This window comes from Chthoniobacter flavus Ellin428 (genome assembly GCF_000173075.1).
Lineage (GTDB): Bacteria > Verrucomicrobiota > Verrucomicrobiia > Chthoniobacterales > Chthoniobacteraceae > Chthoniobacter > Chthoniobacter flavus.
Map to the genome: position 1 here is coordinate 1 of NZ_ABVL01000003.1, position 17968 is coordinate 17968.

Genomic DNA, 17968 nt, shown 5'->3' on the forward strand with positions numbered 1-17968 from the left:
TCCATAGCTGATACTCGCACCATCCGCTCCGTTCACGTGGGTGAATGCCCCGGCAAATGCCTCCGTGTCCACCGTCGAGCCCGCAGGACCGGTCCCCGATCCCGTCGGCAGGAAACTCTCGTCCACATTGAGCGCGGTCGCCGTCCCCACCGCCGTAATGCTCGGGCCATCGTCATGAATGCTCACGTGCGAGCCCAGATCGATGCTCGCCGCCTGATGATCGCCGTCCGCATCCGTGATCGTTGCCGTCAAGGTGACCAAACCGGAGGTCAGCGAGACCGCTTCGTTGCTGTCGACCGGCGAGTCCGCAGAACTTTGATGCACCGAACGGTCCAACGTAGCCGTCAAATTGCCGGCGCCATCCACCGACAAGGTGAACTCAATCGGCCCGGTCGCCGCGGTTACCGACGTCGTGCCCTCGCGCGCCACCACCGCACCACTTTCCAGGAACAGGAACACGTGGTTACCACTCAGCGAGTCAATCAACCCACTGTCCACTCCACTCGCACTGACTGACAGCCCGTAGCTGACGCTCGCTCCATCCGCTCCGTTCACATGGGTGAACGCCCCGGCAAATGCCTCCGTGTCCACGGTCGAACCCGCGGGGCCCGTCCCCGATCCCGTCGGCAGGAAACTTTCGTCCACGTTGAGCGCGGTCGCCGTCCCCACCGCCGTGATACTCGGGCCATCGTCATGGATGCTCACATGCGAGCCCAGATCGATGCTCGCCGCCTGATGATCGCCGTCCGCATCCGTGATCGTCGCCGTCAATGTGACCAAACCGGAGGTCAGCGAGACCGCTTCGTTGCTGTCGACCGGCGAATCCGCAGAACCTTGATGTACCGAGCGATCCAACGTTGCCGTCACGTTGCCCGATCCATCCACCGACAAGGTGAACTCAATCGGTCCCGTCGCCGCGGTTACAGAGGTCGTCCCTTCGCGCGCCACCACCGCACCGCTCTCCAGGAACAGGAAGACATGATTGCCGGTCAACGAGTCAATCAAGCCGCTGTCTACCCCACTCGAACTTACCGACAGCCCATAGCTGACGCTCGCTCCATCGGCTCCGTTCACGTGGGTGAACGCGCCGGCAAATGCCTCCGTGTCCACCGTCGAGCCGGCAGGGCCCGTCCCCGATCCCGCCGGTAGGAAGCTTTCGTCGACATTGAGCGCGGTGGCAGTCCCCACCGCCGTGATGCTCGGACCGTCATCATGGATGCTCACATGTGAGCCCAGGTCGATGCTCGCCGCCTGATGATCCCCATCCGCATCGGTGATCGTTGCCGTCAAGGTGACGAGACCGGAGGTCAGCGAGACCGCTTCGTTGCTGTCGACCGGCGAATCCGCAGAACTTTGATGTACCGAGCGATCCAGCGTCGCGGTCACATTACCCGATCCATCCACCGACAAGGTGAACTCAACCGGCCCGGTCGCCGCGGTTACCGAGGTAGTGCCCTCGCGGGCTACGACCGCACCGCTCTCCAGGAACAGGAATACATGGTTGCCACTCAGCGAGTCGATCAATCCGCTGTCCACTCCACTCGAACTCACCGACAGTCCATAGCTGACGCTCGCACCATCCGCTCCGTTCACGTGGGTGAACGCCCCGGCAAACGCCTCCGTGTCCACCGTCGAGCCGGCAGGCCCGGTCCCCGATCCCGTCGGCAGGAAACTCTCGTCCACGTTCAGCGCCGTCGCTGTCCCCACCGCCGTGATGCTCGGACCGTCGTCATGGATGCTCACATGCGAGCCCAAATCGATGCTCGCCGCCTGATGATCACCATCTGCATCTGTGATCGTTGCTGTCAAGGTGACCAGACCGGAGGTCAGCGAGACCGCTTCGTTGCTGTCGACCGGTGAATCCGCCGAAACTCTGATGCACCGAGCGATCCAGCGTCGCGGTCACGTTGCCTGATCCATCCACCGACAAGGTAAACTCAATCGGTCCCGTTGCCGCGGTTACCGAGGTCGTCCCTTCGCGCGCCACCACCGCGCCACTCTCCAGGAACAGGAAGACATGATTGCCGGTCAGCGAGTCAATCAATCCGCTGTCTACTCCGCTCGCACTCACCGATAACCCGTAGCTGACGCTCGCTCCGTCCGCTCCGTTCACGTGAGTGAACGCTCCGGCAAAAGCTTCCGTGTCCACCGTCGAACCCGCCGGGCCCGTCCCCGATCCCGTCGGCAGGAAGCTCTCATCCACATTGAGCGCCGTCGCCGTCCCCACCGCCGTGATGCTCGGACCATCGTCATGGATGCTCACATGCGAGCCGAGATCGATGCTCGCCGCCTGATGATCACCGTCCGCATCCGTGATCGTCGCCGTCAGCGTGACGAGACCGGAGGTCAGCGACACCGCTTCGTTGCTATCCACCGGCGAGTCCGCCGAACTTTGATGCACCGAGCGGTCCAGCGTCGCGGTCACATTGCCCGATCCATCCACCGACAAGGTAAACTCAACCGGTCCGGTCGTCGCCGTCGCCGAAGTCGTCCCTTCACGCGCCACCACCGCACCACTCTCCAGGAACAGAAACACGTGGTTACCCGTCAACGAGTCGATCAATCCGCTGTCCACTCCACTCGAACTCACCGACAGCCCATAGCTGACGCTCGCTCCATCCGCTCCGTTCACATGCGTGAACGCCCCGGCAAACGCCTTCCGTGTCCCACCGTCGAGCCGGCAGGCCCGGTCCCCGATCCCGTCGGCAGGAAACTCTCGTCCACGTTCAGCGCCGTCGCTGTCCCCACCGCCGTGATGCTCGGGCCATCGTCATGGATGCTCACATGCGAGCCCAAATCGATGCTCGCCGCTTGATGATCTCCGTCCGCATCGGTGATCGTCGCCGTCAAGGTGACCAAACCGGAAGTCAGCGACACGGCTTCGTTGCTGTCCACCGGCGAGTCCGCCGAACCTTGATGCACCGAGCGATCCAGCGTCGCGGTCACGTTGCCCGATCCATCCACCGACAAGGTAAACTCAATCGGTCCGGTCGCCGCGGTTACCGAGGTCGTCCCTTCGCGGGCTACGACCGAACCACTCTCCAGGAACAGGAACACATGATTGCCCGTCAGCGAGTCGATCAACCCGCTGTCTACTCCGCTCGCACTCACTGACAGCCCGTAGCTGACGCTCGCTCCGTCGGCTCCGTTCACATGGGTGAACGCTCCAGCAAACGCTTCCGTATCGGTCGTCGAGCCGGCAGGACCGGTCCCCGATCCCGTCGGCAGGAAGCTCTCGTCGACATTCAGCGCCGTCGCCGTCCCCACCGCCGTGATGCTCGGACCATCGTCATGTATGCTCACATGCGAGCCCAGATCGATGCTCGCCGCTTGATGATCACCGTCCGCATCCGTGATCGTTGCCGTCAGCGTGACCAATCCCGAGGTCAGCGAGACTGCCTCGTTGCTGTCCACCGGCGAGTCCGCCGAACCTTGATGTACCGAACGGTCGAGGGTTGCCGTCACGTTGCCTGATCCATCCACCGACAAGGTGAACTCAACCGGCCCGGTCGCCGCGGTGCCTGAGGTCGTGCCCTCGCGCGCCACCACCGCACCACTCTCCAGGAACAGGAACACATGGTTACCGGTCAACGAGTCGATCAATCCGCTGTCCACTCCACTCGCACTCACCGACAGCCCATAACTGACGCTCGCTCCATCGGCTCCGTTCACATGGGTGAACGCGCCAGCAAACGCTTCCGTGTCCACCGTCGAACCCGCAGGGCCGGTCCCCGATCCCGTCGGCAGAAAGCTTTCATCGACGTTGAGCGCCGTCGCTGTCCCTACCGCCGTAATGCTCGGACCATCATCACGGATGCTTACATGCGAGCCCAGGTCGATGCTCGCCGCTTGATGATCACCGTCCGCATCCGTGATCGTCGCCGTCAAGGTGACCAATCCCGAGGTCAGCGAGACCGCTTCGTTACTGTCCACCGGCGAGTCCGCCGAACCTTGATGCACCGAACGGTCGAGGGTCGCGGTCACATTGCCGGTTCCATCCACCGACAAGGTGAACTCGATCGGTCCCGTCGCCGCGGTTACCGAAGTAGTACCTTCGCGCGCCACCACCACACCGCTCTCCAGGAACAGAAACACATGATTGCCGGTCAACGAGTCGATCAACCCGCTGTCTACTCCACTCGCACTCACCGACAGCCCGTAGCTGACGCTCGCTCCATCGGCTCCGTTCACGTGCGTGAATGCTCCGGCAAACGCCTCCGTGTCCACCGTCGAACCCGCAGGACCAGTGCCTGAACCGGTCGAGAGGAAGCTCTCGTCCACGTTCAGCGCCGTCGCTGTACCCACGGCCGTGATGCTCGGGCCATCGTCATGGATGCTCACATGCGAGCCGAGATCGATGCTCGCCGCTTGATGATCGCCGTCCGCATCCGTAATCGTCGCCGTCAAGGTCACCAACCCCGAGGTCAGCGAGACCGCTTCGTTGCTATCCACCGGCGAGTCCGCCGAACTTTGGTGCACCGAGCGATCCAGCGTCGCGGTCACGTTGCCCGATCCATCCACCGACAAGGTGAACTCGATCGGTCCCGTCGCCGCGGTTGCCGAGGTCGTGCCTTCGCGCGCCACCACCGCACCGCTCTCCAGGAACAGGAACACATGGTTACCGGTCAACGAGTCGATCAACCCGCTGTCCACTCCACTCGCGCTGACCGACAGTCCATAGCTGACGCTTGCTCCATCCGCTCCGTTCACGTGGGTGAATGCCCCGGCAAACGCCTCCGTGTCCACCGTCGAGCCGACAGGACCAGTCCCCGACCCCGTCGGCAGGAAGCTTTCATCCACATTGAAGCTTGGGCCTGAACCTGCAGCGGAAATCGATGGGCCGTCGTCGAGGAAAGTGAGTTCCGGACCGAGATCTACCGTCGCCGATGCATGATTGCCCAAAGTATCCGTGATGGTGGCCGTCAAGGTCACCAGCCCGCTCCCCAACGCCACCCCTTCGTTGCTATCCACCGGTGAGTCCGGCGAACCTTGAATAATACCCCGATCAATGGTGAGCGTAGTGATGCCGGTATTCGGATCGATTGTGACCGTGAATGCCAACACCCCGCCGACTGTGCCCACGTGGCCTTCGATCGTGTTGCCATTGAGCACGAGCATATCGTGCTGCCCGGTTATGGAATCAATCAGGCCGGAATCCGCACCGTTACCGCCGGGGAGGCTCATTGCGTAGGACACCGTTGCCGGTGCGCTGCCCGGTGTCGCGGTGAAGACCTTGCTGAAGTCCTCCGTCGACGACGCGGATCCCGCCGGGCCGGTTCCCGAACCAATGCCAGGGATGAAGCTCTCATCGACGACTATCGGAGACGGGTTACCGGTGAGGCTGATCATCGGCGGAACCACTGGCGCAACGACAGGCGTTGTTTCGACCGGCGTGACCAGCAAAGGCGATGACACGGTCGGCGAAGTCGTAGTCTCGGTGGGGAGCAACTTGCCGATGAGTGTCTCGGTAGTCGGTAGCCCACGTCCATAGGGCCCAAGTGGGGCGAAAGGCAGGTGGATTATCCGAATGGCCGCCCACCCACTCGAGATAATCCGGCACCGCTCCTTCGCTGTCGCCCGAGGAGGGACCCGGCAGCGATTTCGGGAAGATGTGCATCAAAAAGGGCACTGTTGATGCTCACCTGCCTCGGCCCCTCGCCCACCGGAGGGAGATCGGGCGTCAGCACCACATAAAACCCATCCTCCCAAGTAGCGACGAACCCGTCATCGGTTTGCTGGATATCCGACGGTGGTTCATCTCCCCTGTAAAGCTCGACACTTTTCGTTGGGTCAAATGGCACGCGCTCCCCAGGTGTCAGATCGCCAACATCAATATTCGTTTTGGGCGCAGGATTTTCCGGAACGGGATTCGGCTGAGGACTCGGCTTCATATCATCAGAACGGGTTGAGGTGGCGGCTAAACACGGGAAGGAAAGGCAGTCGTTGGCCAATGCCGGACGAGGCATTCACACGCCCTGGGCCGACGGCGTATTGTTACGAAAAACTCGATGAGCGATTTAAAGGATCGCGATGCTCTCGAAGCCTCGAGGCAAGTCCGGAAAACCACGGTGTTGTCGAGCAGCGGCATGCCCATTTCCGAAACTCTCAGCGCAAAGAAAATTTTGCATCCAAACATCCATCCAAACCCGATTCCTCGTTCAGCCCCCCTCTCGCGCGGATAATTCCCCTCCCTTCCACCGTTGAGCACTGGTATACTCAGCGGGGCTCGCGTCACCGCAATATTTGCGTCGTTGAACACGGAACCCTCTCGATCTGTCGACGATTGAAGACGAAAGCTGCGAATCAGGCAACAACTTTTTTCAAATTTGAGAGGCATGTTTCGTGCCATCACGTCAAAAAACGAAACACACGGTCGAATCCCGGATTAAAAACCCGTTTTCGCCTTCCCGCTTTCTGTGCCGCTCCCAGTAACCACCAAGATAGGGTTTGTTTATCCCCGTCCGCACAATGCCGGCTAACTCCCCGGTGAATCGAGGACCATCGTCGACATCAAAGGTCGCATCCCATATCTCGCTCCTCCCCTGGCAGAGGTAGACCATAGACTACTTCGATAACTTACGGGCGGTCTTTCCCGAGTCCCGAGTAACATCGAGTGTCGAGTAACAATATCGAACCGGCATTTGATTCTCTAAATGACAAGTTAGTATAAGTACGGATCCAATAACTCGGGATCGATGCGTCTGGTTTGGCCTGGACCTCTGGCGAACATGTGGCGACAGAAACGGCCGTGCCGCAGCGCTCGGTGGACTTAACGCTCCGTGTAACCCCAACGAAGAACGCGGCACATTCGGGAAGAAGGAGCACCATCAAGCCCAGGCCACCGCCGCATTCGATAAGCCACCAATTCGTCTTTTTCGGTGGCCGAGAAGCAGGTGTCGGGGGCCGCATCGACATGGATGAAGGCGTCGTGTTACGATATGCACCTTCATGAAAACGGCGCTGCCTGCTCACAAACGAAGATCGTGGCCACGATCGGTCCCGCATCGGAATCGCCCGAAATGCTCGAACGGCTCATCCGCGCGGGCGTGAATATTACCCGGCTGAATTTCTCGCATGGAGATTTTGCCCATCACGGTGAAGTCGTCAGTCGTATCCGGGCAGCCGCCAGGGCGGTGGGTCGTCGGGTGGCCATCATGGCCGATCTGCCCGGGCCGAAGATGCGGCTCGGCAAAATCGATCCCGAACCGATTCAGCTCCTGCCCGGCGAGCACTTCACGCTGACCAACGAAGACGTCGTCGGCAACAAAGAGCGCGTCTCGATGAGTTTCGAGCCGCTGCCCCGCGTGGTGAAACCGGGGAACCGGCTCTTTCTCAATGACGGTTTGGTGCAGCTCGTCGTCGAGAGCGTGGTGGGCAACGATGTCCGCTGTGTCGTCGCCGTGGGTGGCGAATTGCGCTCGCGCAAAGGATTGAATCTGCCGGGGATCGATCTCGGCATCGGTGCGTTCACCGAGCACGACCGTGCCTGCCTGGAGTTTGCCCTGGGTGCTGGGGTCGATGCGGTCAGCCAGTCGTTCGTCGAACGGGCGGCCGATATCGCCGCGTTGCGCGCCGCGGCGGCGCAGCTCGGCCGGCAGCCGTTTGTCATCGCGAAGATCGAGCGGGCCGACGCCCTCGCTCACTATGACGAGATTCTCGCCGCGGCCGATGGCATCATGGTCGCACGCGGCGACCTCGGCGTGGAGGTGCCGATCGAGGAAATCGCGCACACCCAAAAGGGCCTCATCGCCCGGGCGAACCTCGCGGGCAAACCCGTAATCACCGCCACGCAGATGCTCGAGTCCATGACGACCAGCCGACTGCCCACCCGAGCCGAAGCGACGGATGTGGCCAACGCCATCCTCGATGGCACGGATTGCGTGATGCTCTCCGGTGAATCCGCCATGGGCCGGTTTCCCGAGGAAGCGGTGGCGATGCTCGCGAAAATTGCCACCTTCACGGAATCGCACCGTCCGCCGGGCGCTCTCGCTTCCCGACGGGAATTCCTGCAAAAGCCCGCGGGCACGACGCCGAGCGACCGGATCGCTTCGCTCGTCGAGTACGCTCTCGAAACGGTGCCTAGCGATTTGGTGCTCGTCCCGACCCGCGGCGGGACGACGGCCCGGCTCATTTCGCGCAACAAACCTTCCGTTTGGGTGGTGGCGCCGAACAACAATCCCACGGTCTGCCAGGGGCTGGCCTTCTCTTACGGGATCCATCCGGTGGATCTTCCGGAGGGGCATGTCGAATGGAGCACCTTCGCCAGTCAATGGTTGAGCGAACATGGAATTCCCGCCGATCGAGTCCTGCTCGTCGCCGGTCCTTCGCGGCAGAATCCGACAGCCAATCATCGTCTCGAATTGATCCGTCTCGATGCGGCGGATCACTGAAAATAAACCGCCCTCCTCGCGGTCATTCTTGAGCGGAGCGTCCCGATGGTGAGGTGGCGGGACGCGGAGTCGAAAGCCGATCCCGCTTGCGGGAGAGACGCCTATGGGACTGCGGGGCAAACCCCGCCGCTTGACCAGAGATCATCGCTGGTTGTTCCGCCGGGTTTGCCATGCAGTTCCATAGGCGTCTCGCTGGTTATTCCACGGGGTTCTTCGACTGCGTTCCGGTCGTTACACTCCCTCCACTTCGCTCAGAATGACACGCGGGGAGGGCAGTTTATTTCTTTCACACTCCCTGCGATTTTCTGTTCCAGCCGCGCAGGGTAAATGCAAAAAAACGGGGGCGCAGACGGGACAACTCCTCCAGTGAACACCCGTAGGACCAAGGTCTTATCGACGGTCATTCCTGCTCGGAGGCAGGCTCTCCGTGCATGAAGAAACGGCTCCCCCCGTTGACAGTTTCCCCTCTCTCTCCCCCTTGTTCATCCTCACCGGCCACCCCTCGCTGGCTGGGTATCAGCATCGCCGTGTGCCTTGCCAGTGTTCCTTGCGTGGTCACGGCGCAGTCTCCCGAGATGGATGCCTTTCGCAAACAGATCGAAGGCGAGTTGGCCACCATGAAGGCGAACTACGAATCGCACATCCAACAGCTCGAATCGCGCATCAGCACCCTCGAGAACGATAATGCGCGCCTGCAACGACAAGCGAAAGCCGCGCCGGCACCGGCGCCATCATCCTCGGAAATCGCCTCGCTGCAGCGACGCGTCAGCGAACTCGAACTCACCACCGAGGAACATTCCGCGACCACCGGGACGACCTCGCGACAGACCGCCGCCAACGCGGACGCGATCAAGAACATCGAACTCAAGCTCGAGGCCGACGCGACGGAGACGCGTGATATTTACCGCGACGAGGGTTTCCCCTTCGATGTCCGCAAATTCTACGACTTGCCGCAACCGTTCGAGTTTCACGGTTATCTGCGCTCCGGGTTCGGCATGAATGGCGAAGGAGGAAAGATGGAAGCCTTCCAGGCGCCGGGCGCCGGCGCGAAATTCCGGCTCGGCAACGAGGCGGACACCTACGGCGAACTCACCCTCGTGCACAATTGGCTGCGCCTGGATGACCCGACCGCCTCCCCCTTTGTGCGCACCACGGCGACGTTGTCTTACAGCACCGGCGAAAACTTCAGCTTCGACTCGCTGAACAACCAGGCGCAGGGCAATGATTTCGCCTTGCGCCAGGCCTATGTCGAAGCGGGAAATGTGCTCCAGAGCGCACCCGACTTCCGTTTCTGGGTTGGCCAGCGCTACTATCAGCGGCACGACATTCACCTCGACGACTTCTACTACCTCGACATGAGCGGCTACGGCGGCGGCGTGGAGGATGTGCCGATCGGCAAGTTCGCCAAGCTCTCGCTCGCCTGGCTCGGGGGCAGCGTCGACCATTATGTGACGCACAACGGCGACGTCGCGAAGCAAAACATCGACCTGCGGCTCTCCGACATCAAAGCGCCCTTCGGCAAAGTCACGCTCTGGTTCGATTGGGCGTCGACCAAGGGCGGCGAGGTGCGGAATGTTTTCAATCCCGATGGCAGCCCATTGCGCATCGAGAGTTCCGCCGGCTGGGCCGTGGGCCTGATCCACCGCACCGAGGATGAGAAACTTCTCGGCGGCTACAACGAATTCAGCGTCCAGTATGGCCAGGGCGCGGCCTATAACTTCGCCAGCACGCTGGACTTCTCCGGACCGGACCTCGGCGACGCCCACCGCTTCCGGGTCACCGATAACTTCGTCATCCAGCCCTCACCGCATTTTGCCGTGCAGGCGGTCGGTATCTACGAGGACACCGATTTCGGTGGACCCAATTCGCGCAATCGCTGGGCCTCGCTCGGTGCCCGGCCGGTCTATTTCTTCAACGACCGCTTCAGCATCGCGCTGGAGGCCGGCGTCGATTGGACCAAGACCGATTCGCTCGGCACCGACGGGCACCTTTGGAAAATCACCCTCGCGCCACAGATTTCGCGCGGCGGGAAATACTTCAGCCGGCCGGTCCTGCGCGCCTTCGTCACCTATGCCGCGTGGAGCGACGGCTTCAAAGGGCACGTCGGCGGCGACGCATACGAGAACACCACGAGCGGTTTGTCCTACGGCCTCCAGGCCGAAGCCTGGTGGTAACCGCGACGCATCCCTCCCCTGCTCCTTTCATGTCCAAGATCCTTTCCCTCACCGCGCCCCTCTCCGGCGTGATCTATCCTCTCGAGCGGGTGCCGGATCCGGTATTCGCCCAAAAACTCGTGGGCGACGGCATCTCCATCGATCCCACCGATGCCTGCCTGTGCGCGCCCTGTGCGGGCGAGGTGATGCATCTGCATCCGGCATTGCACGCCGTGACCCTGCGCGCGGAGGGCGGCGTGGAGGTGCTCATGCATATCGGCATCGATACGGTGGGCCTCAAAGGCAAAGGGTTCTCGCCACGGGTCAAGGTAGGCGACCACGTGGAGCCGGGCGCACCGCTCATCGAATTCGACCTCGACGAAATCGCCACGCACGCCAAGAGCCTGCTGACCGAGATCATCATCACCAATGGTGAGACCGTGCAGGCCATCGAACGCGCCTCGGGCACGGTGAAAGCCGGGTCCGACATGCTGCTCAAGCTCACTCTTGCCAATGGCGCCGGCGCGCCGCAAGGCGGTGAAGGCGCCACCGTCACTTCGGACGCCATCCTCATCCCCAACCGCACCGGCCTGCACGCCCGCCCAGCCGCCGTCCTGGCGAACGTGGCCAAGAGCTTCCAGAGCGAAATCAAACTGCAACTGGGCGACCGAACGGCGAATGCGCGCAGCATCACCTCGCTCATGGCTCTCGAAGTGCAGCACGGGGACAAGGTGGTCGTCGTGGCCAAGGGGGCGGATGCGAAACCGGCGGTCGAGAAACTGGCCAAACTCATCGCCGAAGGTCTCGGCGACGAAGGCTGCGCGCCCGCGCCGGCTCCCGCCACCACCGTCGTAGCGAAGATCGCCCAGCCAGCACCACGCCCGCGCAGCAGTGATCCCAACCTCCTCCTGGGCGTGGCCGCCTCACCCGGCATCGCCGTCGGTAAGATATTTCAGGTTCGTCGTGAGGATATCGCCGTCGAAGAGGAGGGGCACGGCGTCGAGGGTGAGAAGGCGAAACTCACCGAAGCGATCGGCAAGGCGCGGGCCCAACTCGAAGCCCTGCGGGCGCAGTTGCACGCCCGGACCGATCCCGCCAAGGCGGCCATCTTTGCCGCTCACGCGGAGTTGCTCGATGATCCCGACTTTCTCGACATCGCCACCTCGGCGATCGCCAAGGGAAAGAGCGCGGCCTTCGCGTGGAAGACCGCCGCGAAGCTCCACGCGGAACGCCTGGCCGCACTGCGCAACGAACTGCTCGCCCAGCGCGCCAACGACGTCCGCGACGTGGGCTGGCGGGTGCTCGAACTGCTGACCGGGGTGAGCCGCCACGCACCCAATTACCCCAATGGCTCCGTCCTGATCGCCGAGGATCTCACTCCTTCCGACACCGCGACGATGGAGCGTGGGCGGGTGGTCGGCTTCGCCACGATCCGCGGCGGCGCCACCTCACACGTCGCCATCCTGGCACGGTCGCTGGACATTCCCGCCATCGCCGGCATCGAACCCGCCGCCCTGGATGTTCCTGATGGGACGCCGGTCATTCTCGACGCGGGCAAAGCCTCGCTCCGGCTCAATCCACCGCCGGCGGAAATCGAGCGCATCCAGCAACTCCAGACCCGGCACGAAGCGCGTCGCCGGGAAGACATCGCCCACGCGCACGAACCCGCCACCACCGGTGACGGCCAGCACGTGTCGGTGTTCGCGAACATTGGCGGCGTCAAGGATGCCAGCCAGGTGATCGGAGTCGGCGGAGAGGGCGTCGGCCTGGTCCGTTCCGAATTTCTTTTCATGGATCGCTCCGCCGCCCCCAGCGAAGACGAGCAAACCGAGAGCTATGCGACGATCCTCCAGGCGCTGGGACCGGATCACCACGTGATCATCCGCACCCTCGATGTCGGCGGGGACAAGCCCCTGCCCTATCTGCCCATTCCCCGCGAGGACAATCCTTTCCTCGGCGAACGCGGCATTCGCGTCGGCCTGGATCGCCCCGAGGTGTTGCGCACCCAACTCCGCGCCCTGCTCCGCGCTTCCGCCGGATACCATTTGCAGGTGATGTTTCCGATGATCGCCACCGTGCAGGAACTGCGCGACGCCAAGGCCATGCTCGCGGAGGAATCGGCCGCTCTCGGCATCGCGCCATTCCCCTGCGGGATCATGGTGGAGGTGCCCGCGGTGGCCGTCATGGCGCACGCCTTTGCCGCGGAAGCGGACTTCTTTTCCATCGGCACCAATGACCTGACGCAATACACGCTGGCCATGGACCGTGGCCATCCGAAGCTCGCTCCGAAGGTCGACGCGCTGAACCCCGCGGTGCTGCGACTCATCGCGCAAACGATCGAGGGCGCGCACGCCCACCAAAGATTGGTCGGCATCTGCGGCGGCATCGCCGGCGATCCGCATGCGGTGCCGATCCTGGTTGGCCTCGGCATCGATGAACTCAGCGTCAGCCTGCCGGTCATTCCGACCGTGAAAGCGCAGATCCGCCGCCTGAACGCCGCCACCTGCCGCGACCTCGCCCAGCGCGCGCTGACCTGTGCGACCGCCGAGGAGGTCCGCGCCCTTGTCCCGGAAATCGAAGACTAAGCACTATGTTCAATTTCAAAAACGCCTTCTCCCTGCTGCAGAAGATCGGCAAATGCATGATGCTCCCGGTCTCGGTGCTGCCCGTCGCCGGCATCCTGCTCGGGGTGGGCAGCGCCAACTTCACCTGGCTCCCGGAAAGCGTCTCGCTCATCATGGCGAAATCCGGCGACGCCATCTTCGCCAATCTGCCGCTGCTCTTCGCCATCGGCGTCGCCATCGGGCTCACCGAAAATGACGGCGTGGCCGCGCTCGCCGGCACGACCGGTTATGTCGTCTTCCTCGGTTCGTTGGGCGTGTGCGCCAACCTGCGCGGGATCGAGACGAAAGCGATCATGGGCATCCCGTCGATCGAGACCGGTGTCTTCGGCGGCATCATTGTCGGCATGGTCGCCGCGGGATGTTTCAACCGCTTCTACAAGGTCAAGCTCCCATCCTATCTTGGCTTCTTCGCCGGCAAACGATCCGTCCCGATCATCACGTCGTTTGCCGTGATTCTGGTCGGCGCGATCCTCAGCTTCATCTGGCCGCCGATCGGCGGGGCCATCGACAGCTTCTCGCATTGGGCGGTGCACGGGCGCCCGGCGCTCGCCTTCACCATCTACGGCATCGTCGAGCGCGCGTTGATTCCCTTCGGCCTGCACCACGTCTGGAATGTCCCCTTCTTTTTCCAGGCCGGCAGCTACACCGACCCGGCCACGGGAACAGTCGTTCATGGCGAGATTGCGCGTTTCATCGCCGGCGATCCCACCGCGGGAAATATGACCGGCGGCTATCTTTTCAAGATGTGGGGCCTGCCCGCCGCCGCCATCGCCATGTGGCGCGCCGCCCGTCCCGAAAATCGCGTGAAGGTCGGCGGAATCATGATCTCGGCGGCGCTCACCGCCTTTCTCACTGGCATCACCGAACCGATCGAATTTTCGTTCCTCTTCGTCGCCCCGGTGCTCTACGCCATCCACGCCCTGCTCGCGGGCCTGTCGTATTATGTCTGCATCGCGCTCGGCATCAAACACGGCTTCACTTTTTCGCACGGTCTCATCGATTACGTCGTGCTGTTTCCGAAGTCGCACCGCGCGCTCTGGCTGTTCGTCCTCGGACCGATCTGGGCCGGCGTTTACTACGGCGTCTTCAGCTTTGCCATTCGCCGGTTCAACCTCGCCACTCCGGGGCGCGAAGTGGAAGACGAAGCCGCCAAAGCGGCGCGCAGCGCCAGCGGAGACAGCTTCGCCTTGCAACTGGTGCGCGCCTTCGGTGGACGCAGCAACATCGCCAGTCTCGACGCCTGCATCACCCGCCTGCGCGTGAAGTTGAATGACGTCACCAAAGCCAGCGCCGACAAACTCAAGGCGCTTGGCGCCGCCGGGGTCGTGGTCGTGGGCGATGGCGTGCAGGCCATCTTCGGCACGCAGAGTGAGAATTTGAAAACCGAGATGGAGGAGTATCTCAAGACCGCCGGACCGGAAGCCGACGAAGTCGAAGCGCCTTCCCCCGTTCACGCCCCACCGGCCGCCGGCGTGATGGTCAAACTGCGCGACCCCGACGCCGCCCGCAAGGCCGCTGCCTGGCTGGCCGCTCTCGGCGGCGCGGAGAATGTCGAGCGCGTGGACGCCTGCGCGGAGACGCGCTTGCGCGTGGTGCTGCGGGATGGCGCCAAGGCCAGCGAATCCGCGCTCCTCGCCGCCGGCATCGAAGCGGTCGTCCGCTTTCCCGGGGAAACGCTGCATCTCCTCGCCGGCCTCAATGCCGACCAATATGCAGCGGAAATGCGCGGCCAACTGGCCATGCCGCGCGCGGCCTAAAGGCTCGCCATAAGACCAAGGTCCGATAGGCGGGGAGAAATCCGGCGAGTAATCCAGGACCCATCACCGCTCCAAGGCCCTGCGCCGCCGGAAATGAAATCGAAACCGCTGCCCCATCCCATCGCTCCACAAAGCAAACTGACGATCGCCCTGGCCAGCGGGATCGCCGTGGTGATCGGGGTCGCCGCGGGCCTCGGCGTTTTCACCTTCACCTATGCCAAGGGTGGATCCTATTTGCGCGATGACCCCGCCGCCTGCGCGAACTGCCACATCATGCAGGACCATCTCGATGCCTGGGCCAAATCCAGCCATCACGCCGTCGCGACCTGCAACGATTGCCATACTCCCGCCGGACTCGTTCCCAAATATTTCACCAAGGCGGAGCACGGCTTCTTCCACTCGCTCGCCTTTACCACCGATCACTTTCACGAACCGATCCAGATCAAGGACCGCAGCCGGCGCGTCACCGAGGAAGCCTGCCGCAAGTGCCATCGGGACGTGGTGCACGACATCGACACCGCCACTTCCTCGACCAACGACACGCTGTCCTGCATTCGCTGCCACTCGAGTGTCGGCCACCTGAACTGAAGCCTTATGAGCACCCAACCCCTCCGCGATCGCTTTCTCAACTTCTACCGCGAGCGACCGCTCACCATGTTCATCCTGCTCGTCGGTGTGGCGGCCGCCGGAGCGATCATCGCCACGGTGGTGCTCGTCTCCATCTTCCAAAGGAAACAGGAGGCGAAAAATCCCTTCTTTCGGGTCGTCGAACTCAAGGAAGACACACAGGACCCGGCGGTGTGGGGCCAGGATTTTCCCCAGCAATACGATGGCTACCGCCGCACTTCGGACCAGATTCGCACCCGTTATGGCGGAAGCGAAGCCGAGCCTCATACGCCGACTCATGCCGATCCCCGGTCCGTCGTCGCCCAATCGCGACTCGAGGAAGATCCGCGGCTGAAAATCATGTGGGCCGGCTATGCCTTCGCCAAAGATTTCCGGGAGGAACGCGGACACGCCTTCATGCTCGACGACCAGACCTACACCGAGCGCCAGCAAGTGACCAAACAACCGGGGACCTGTCTGCAATGCCACGCCTCCACGGTCGTGCCGTACAAAAAAGCGGGCGATGGCGACACGATCAAGGGCTTCGAGAAGATCAACCAGATGCCCTTTGCCGAGGCGCGCAAACTGGTCACCTTCCCCATCGCCTGCATCGATTGCCACGATCCAAAGACGCTGCAGCTACGCGTCACCAAGCCGGGCTTCATCGAAGGAATCCGCGCGCTCAAAGCCAGCCAGGGCGTCAAGGATTACGACGTCAACCGCGACGCCACCCGCCAGGAGATGCGCAGCTTTGTCTGCGGCCAATGCCACGTGGAGTATTACTTCAAAGGACCGGAAAAGCGCCTGACTTATCCGTGGGTCAATGGGTTGAAGGTCGAACAGATTCTCGCGCATTACGATGAGAGCGGATTCAAGGATTGGACGCACGCCGACACCGGCGCGCCCGTCCTCAAGGCCCAGCATCCGGAGTTCGAGTTATGGAACCAGGGCATTCATGCGCGGTCCGGCGTGTCCTGCGCCGATTGTCACATGCCCTACAAGCGCGAAGGCGCCCTGAAGATCAGTGACCATCATGTGCGCAGCCCCGTCTTGAATATCAATGAAGCCTGCCAGACGTGCCACAAATGGCCGGAAGCGGAATTGAAGGACCGCATCGAATTGATCCAGGAGCGCACCTACAAAATGCGCAACCAGGCGATGGATGCGCTCGTGGATTTGATCACCGATCTCAAATCGGCCCGGGCCGCCAACGCACCGGCCGCTCAAATCACCAGCGCCCAGGACTACCAGCGCAAAGCGCAATTCTACCTCGACTTCATCGAGGCCGAAAATTCCACGGGATTTCACGCGCCGGAAGAAGCCCTGCGAGTCCTCGGTGAATCGATCAATTTCGCCCGGAAAGGCCAACTCGCCCTTCGACCGCCAGCCGAAGCGGCGAAATAGCCGCGGTTAACGCCCGACCGCCTGGCGGACCGCTCGTGTATGCTGCCTTTACTGCAATCGCTGGAGAAAGTTTCGGTATTCGTTTTTCTGGTGAGCAGCATGGCAGCGGTGGGTTTGAACCTGACGCCGCACGCTATTTTTCAGCCCTTGCGGAACGGGAAAATGGTGGCGCTTGCCCTGGCCTTGAACTTCGTCTTCGCGCCCGCGTTCGCCTGGCTCCTCACCGTGCTCATTCCGTTGCAGCACGAACACGCCGTGGGTCTGATCTTGCTCAGCGGCGCGGCGGGAGCGCCGTTTCTCCCCAAGCTCACCGAAACGGCGCACGGCGACCTGCCTCTCGCTGTCGCCCTCATGGCCCTGCTCACCATCGGCACCATCCTCTTTCTGCCACTGGCGCTTCCCCTGCTGATTCCCGGCCTGCAAGCGGACCCCTGGAGTATCGCCCGCCCCTTGATCCTCCTCATCGTTCTGCCGCTCCTGGCCGGAATGCTCATCAAAAATCGAGCCGCATCCCTCGCCGCCCGGGCCGCCCCGCTTCTCGGCAAAGTCGGAAACCTCAGTCTGCTCGTTCTCTTTGTCCTGCTCGTGGTCCTCAATCTTCACGCCGTGCTCGGTGTCGTGGGCAGCGGCGCGATCCTGGCCGCTGCTCTCTATATCCTCGGCCTATTCATCGCCGGCTGGGTTCTGGGAGGAGCCGGGCCCGAGACGCGCGGCGTCCTTGGTCTGGCCACCTCCGCCCGCAACTTCGGCGCCGCACTCGTCCCGGCCACCAGCAGCCTCCATGATCCGAAAGTGACGACGATGCTCATCGTCAGTGCGATTGTCTGTCTCGTCGTGACTTTCCTCGCGGCGAGCTGGGTGCGCCGTAGAACTGCAGCCTTGGGCTAAGAGACTGTGAAAAAAGTGCCCGCGAATCACGCGAATGACACGGATGGGGTATCTTTCATTCGCGTTATCTGGGTGATTCGCGGGCCTAAAACCTCACTGCCGATTTCTTTCACAGTCTCCAAGGTCGAAAACCCGTAGGACCAAAG

At 62.5% G+C, this 17968-nt stretch carries 10 protein-coding genes; 7 read left to right on the plus strand and 3 right to left on the minus strand.

Features of this window, described 5'->3' with window-relative positions; all coding sequences use genetic code 11:
- From CFE428DRAFT_RS36610 to CFE428DRAFT_RS05405, 3 genes are all read right to left on the minus strand, one after another.
- The coding region (locus tag CFE428DRAFT_RS36610; RefSeq protein ID WP_193352235.1) for a DUF5801 repeats-in-toxin domain-containing protein at nt 1-1809 on the minus strand (1809 nt) is incomplete at its 3' end.
- Nucleotides 1778-2632, minus strand: coding sequence for a DUF5801 repeats-in-toxin domain-containing protein (locus CFE428DRAFT_RS37005; RefSeq protein ID WP_006978450.1), 855 nt, complete (start codon nt 2630-2632; stop codon nt 1778-1780). The genes CFE428DRAFT_RS36610 and CFE428DRAFT_RS37005, both read right to left, overlap by 32 nt.
- Nucleotides 2629-5415: a DUF5801 repeats-in-toxin domain-containing protein gene (locus CFE428DRAFT_RS05405; protein WP_193352236.1), complete on the minus strand. Its 2787-nt coding sequence runs from the start codon at nt 5413-5415 to the stop codon at nt 2629-2631. Before CFE428DRAFT_RS05405 ends, CFE428DRAFT_RS37005 begins: the two co-directional genes overlap by 4 nt.
- A gap of 1523 nt (nt 5416-6938) precedes the next feature.
- Between CFE428DRAFT_RS05405 and pyk the strand changes: the two genes are divergently transcribed.
- The 7 genes from pyk to CFE428DRAFT_RS05445 all read left to right on the plus strand — a co-directional run bounded on the left by pyk (nt 6939) and on the right by CFE428DRAFT_RS05445 (nt 17822).
- Entirely contained in the window at nt 6939-8390 is a 1452-nt protein-coding gene (gene pyk, locus CFE428DRAFT_RS05415) for a pyruvate kinase (RefSeq protein ID WP_042724567.1), read from the plus strand.
- Between the two features lie 551 nt (nt 8391-8941).
- Complete coding sequence (locus CFE428DRAFT_RS05420) at nt 8942-10564, plus strand: maltoporin (RefSeq protein ID WP_157447427.1); 1623 nt, start codon at nt 8942-8944, stop codon at nt 10562-10564.
- A 29-nt stretch (nt 10565-10593) separates the two neighbouring features.
- On the plus strand, nt 10594-13128 hold the full coding sequence (ptsP, locus tag CFE428DRAFT_RS05425; protein WP_006978455.1) for a phosphoenolpyruvate--protein phosphotransferase: 2535 nt from the start codon (nt 10594-10596) through the stop codon (nt 13126-13128).
- 5 nt (nt 13129-13133) lie between these two features.
- Nucleotides 13134-14924, plus strand: coding sequence for a PTS glucose transporter subunit IIBC (ptsG, locus tag CFE428DRAFT_RS05430; protein WP_006978456.1), 1791 nt, complete (start codon nt 13134-13136; stop codon nt 14922-14924).
- Between the two features lie 93 nt (nt 14925-15017).
- Nucleotides 15018-15512, plus strand: coding sequence for a cytochrome c nitrite reductase small subunit (gene nrfH, locus CFE428DRAFT_RS05435; RefSeq protein ID WP_006978457.1), 495 nt, complete (start codon nt 15018-15020; stop codon nt 15510-15512).
- 66 nt (nt 15513-15578) lie between these two features.
- Complete coding sequence (locus tag CFE428DRAFT_RS05440; protein WP_042724568.1) at nt 15579-16934, plus strand: ammonia-forming cytochrome c nitrite reductase subunit c552; 1356 nt, start codon at nt 15579-15581, stop codon at nt 16932-16934.
- Nucleotides 16935-16973: 39 nt separating this feature from the next.
- The gene (locus tag CFE428DRAFT_RS05445) at nt 16974-17822 is read left to right on the plus strand and encodes a bile acid:sodium symporter family protein (RefSeq protein ID WP_006978459.1); all 849 of its coding nucleotides are present in this window, start codon (nt 16974-16976) and stop codon (nt 17820-17822) included.
- Nucleotides 17823-17968 lie beyond the last annotated feature (146 nt).

Coding starts and splice junctions, on each gene's coding strand:
- pyk (WP_042724567.1), top strand. CDS start 6,939: ATGCACCTTCATGAAAACGGCGCTGCCTGCTCACAAACGAAGATCGTG.
- ptsP (WP_006978455.1), top strand. CDS start 10,594: ATGTCCAAGATCCTTTCCCTCACCGCGCCCCTCTCCGGCGTGATCTAT.
- ptsG (WP_006978456.1), top strand. CDS start 13,134: ATGTTCAATTTCAAAAACGCCTTCTCCCTGCTGCAGAAGATCGGCAAA.
- nrfH (WP_006978457.1), top strand. CDS start 15,018: ATGAAATCGAAACCGCTGCCCCATCCCATCGCTCCACAAAGCAAACTG.
- CFE428DRAFT_RS05440 (WP_042724568.1), top strand. CDS start 15,579: ATGTTCATCCTGCTCGTCGGTGTGGCGGCCGCCGGAGCGATCATCGCC.
- CFE428DRAFT_RS05445 (WP_006978459.1), top strand. CDS start 16,974: ATGCTGCCTTTACTGCAATCGCTGGAGAAAGTTTCGGTATTCGTTTTT.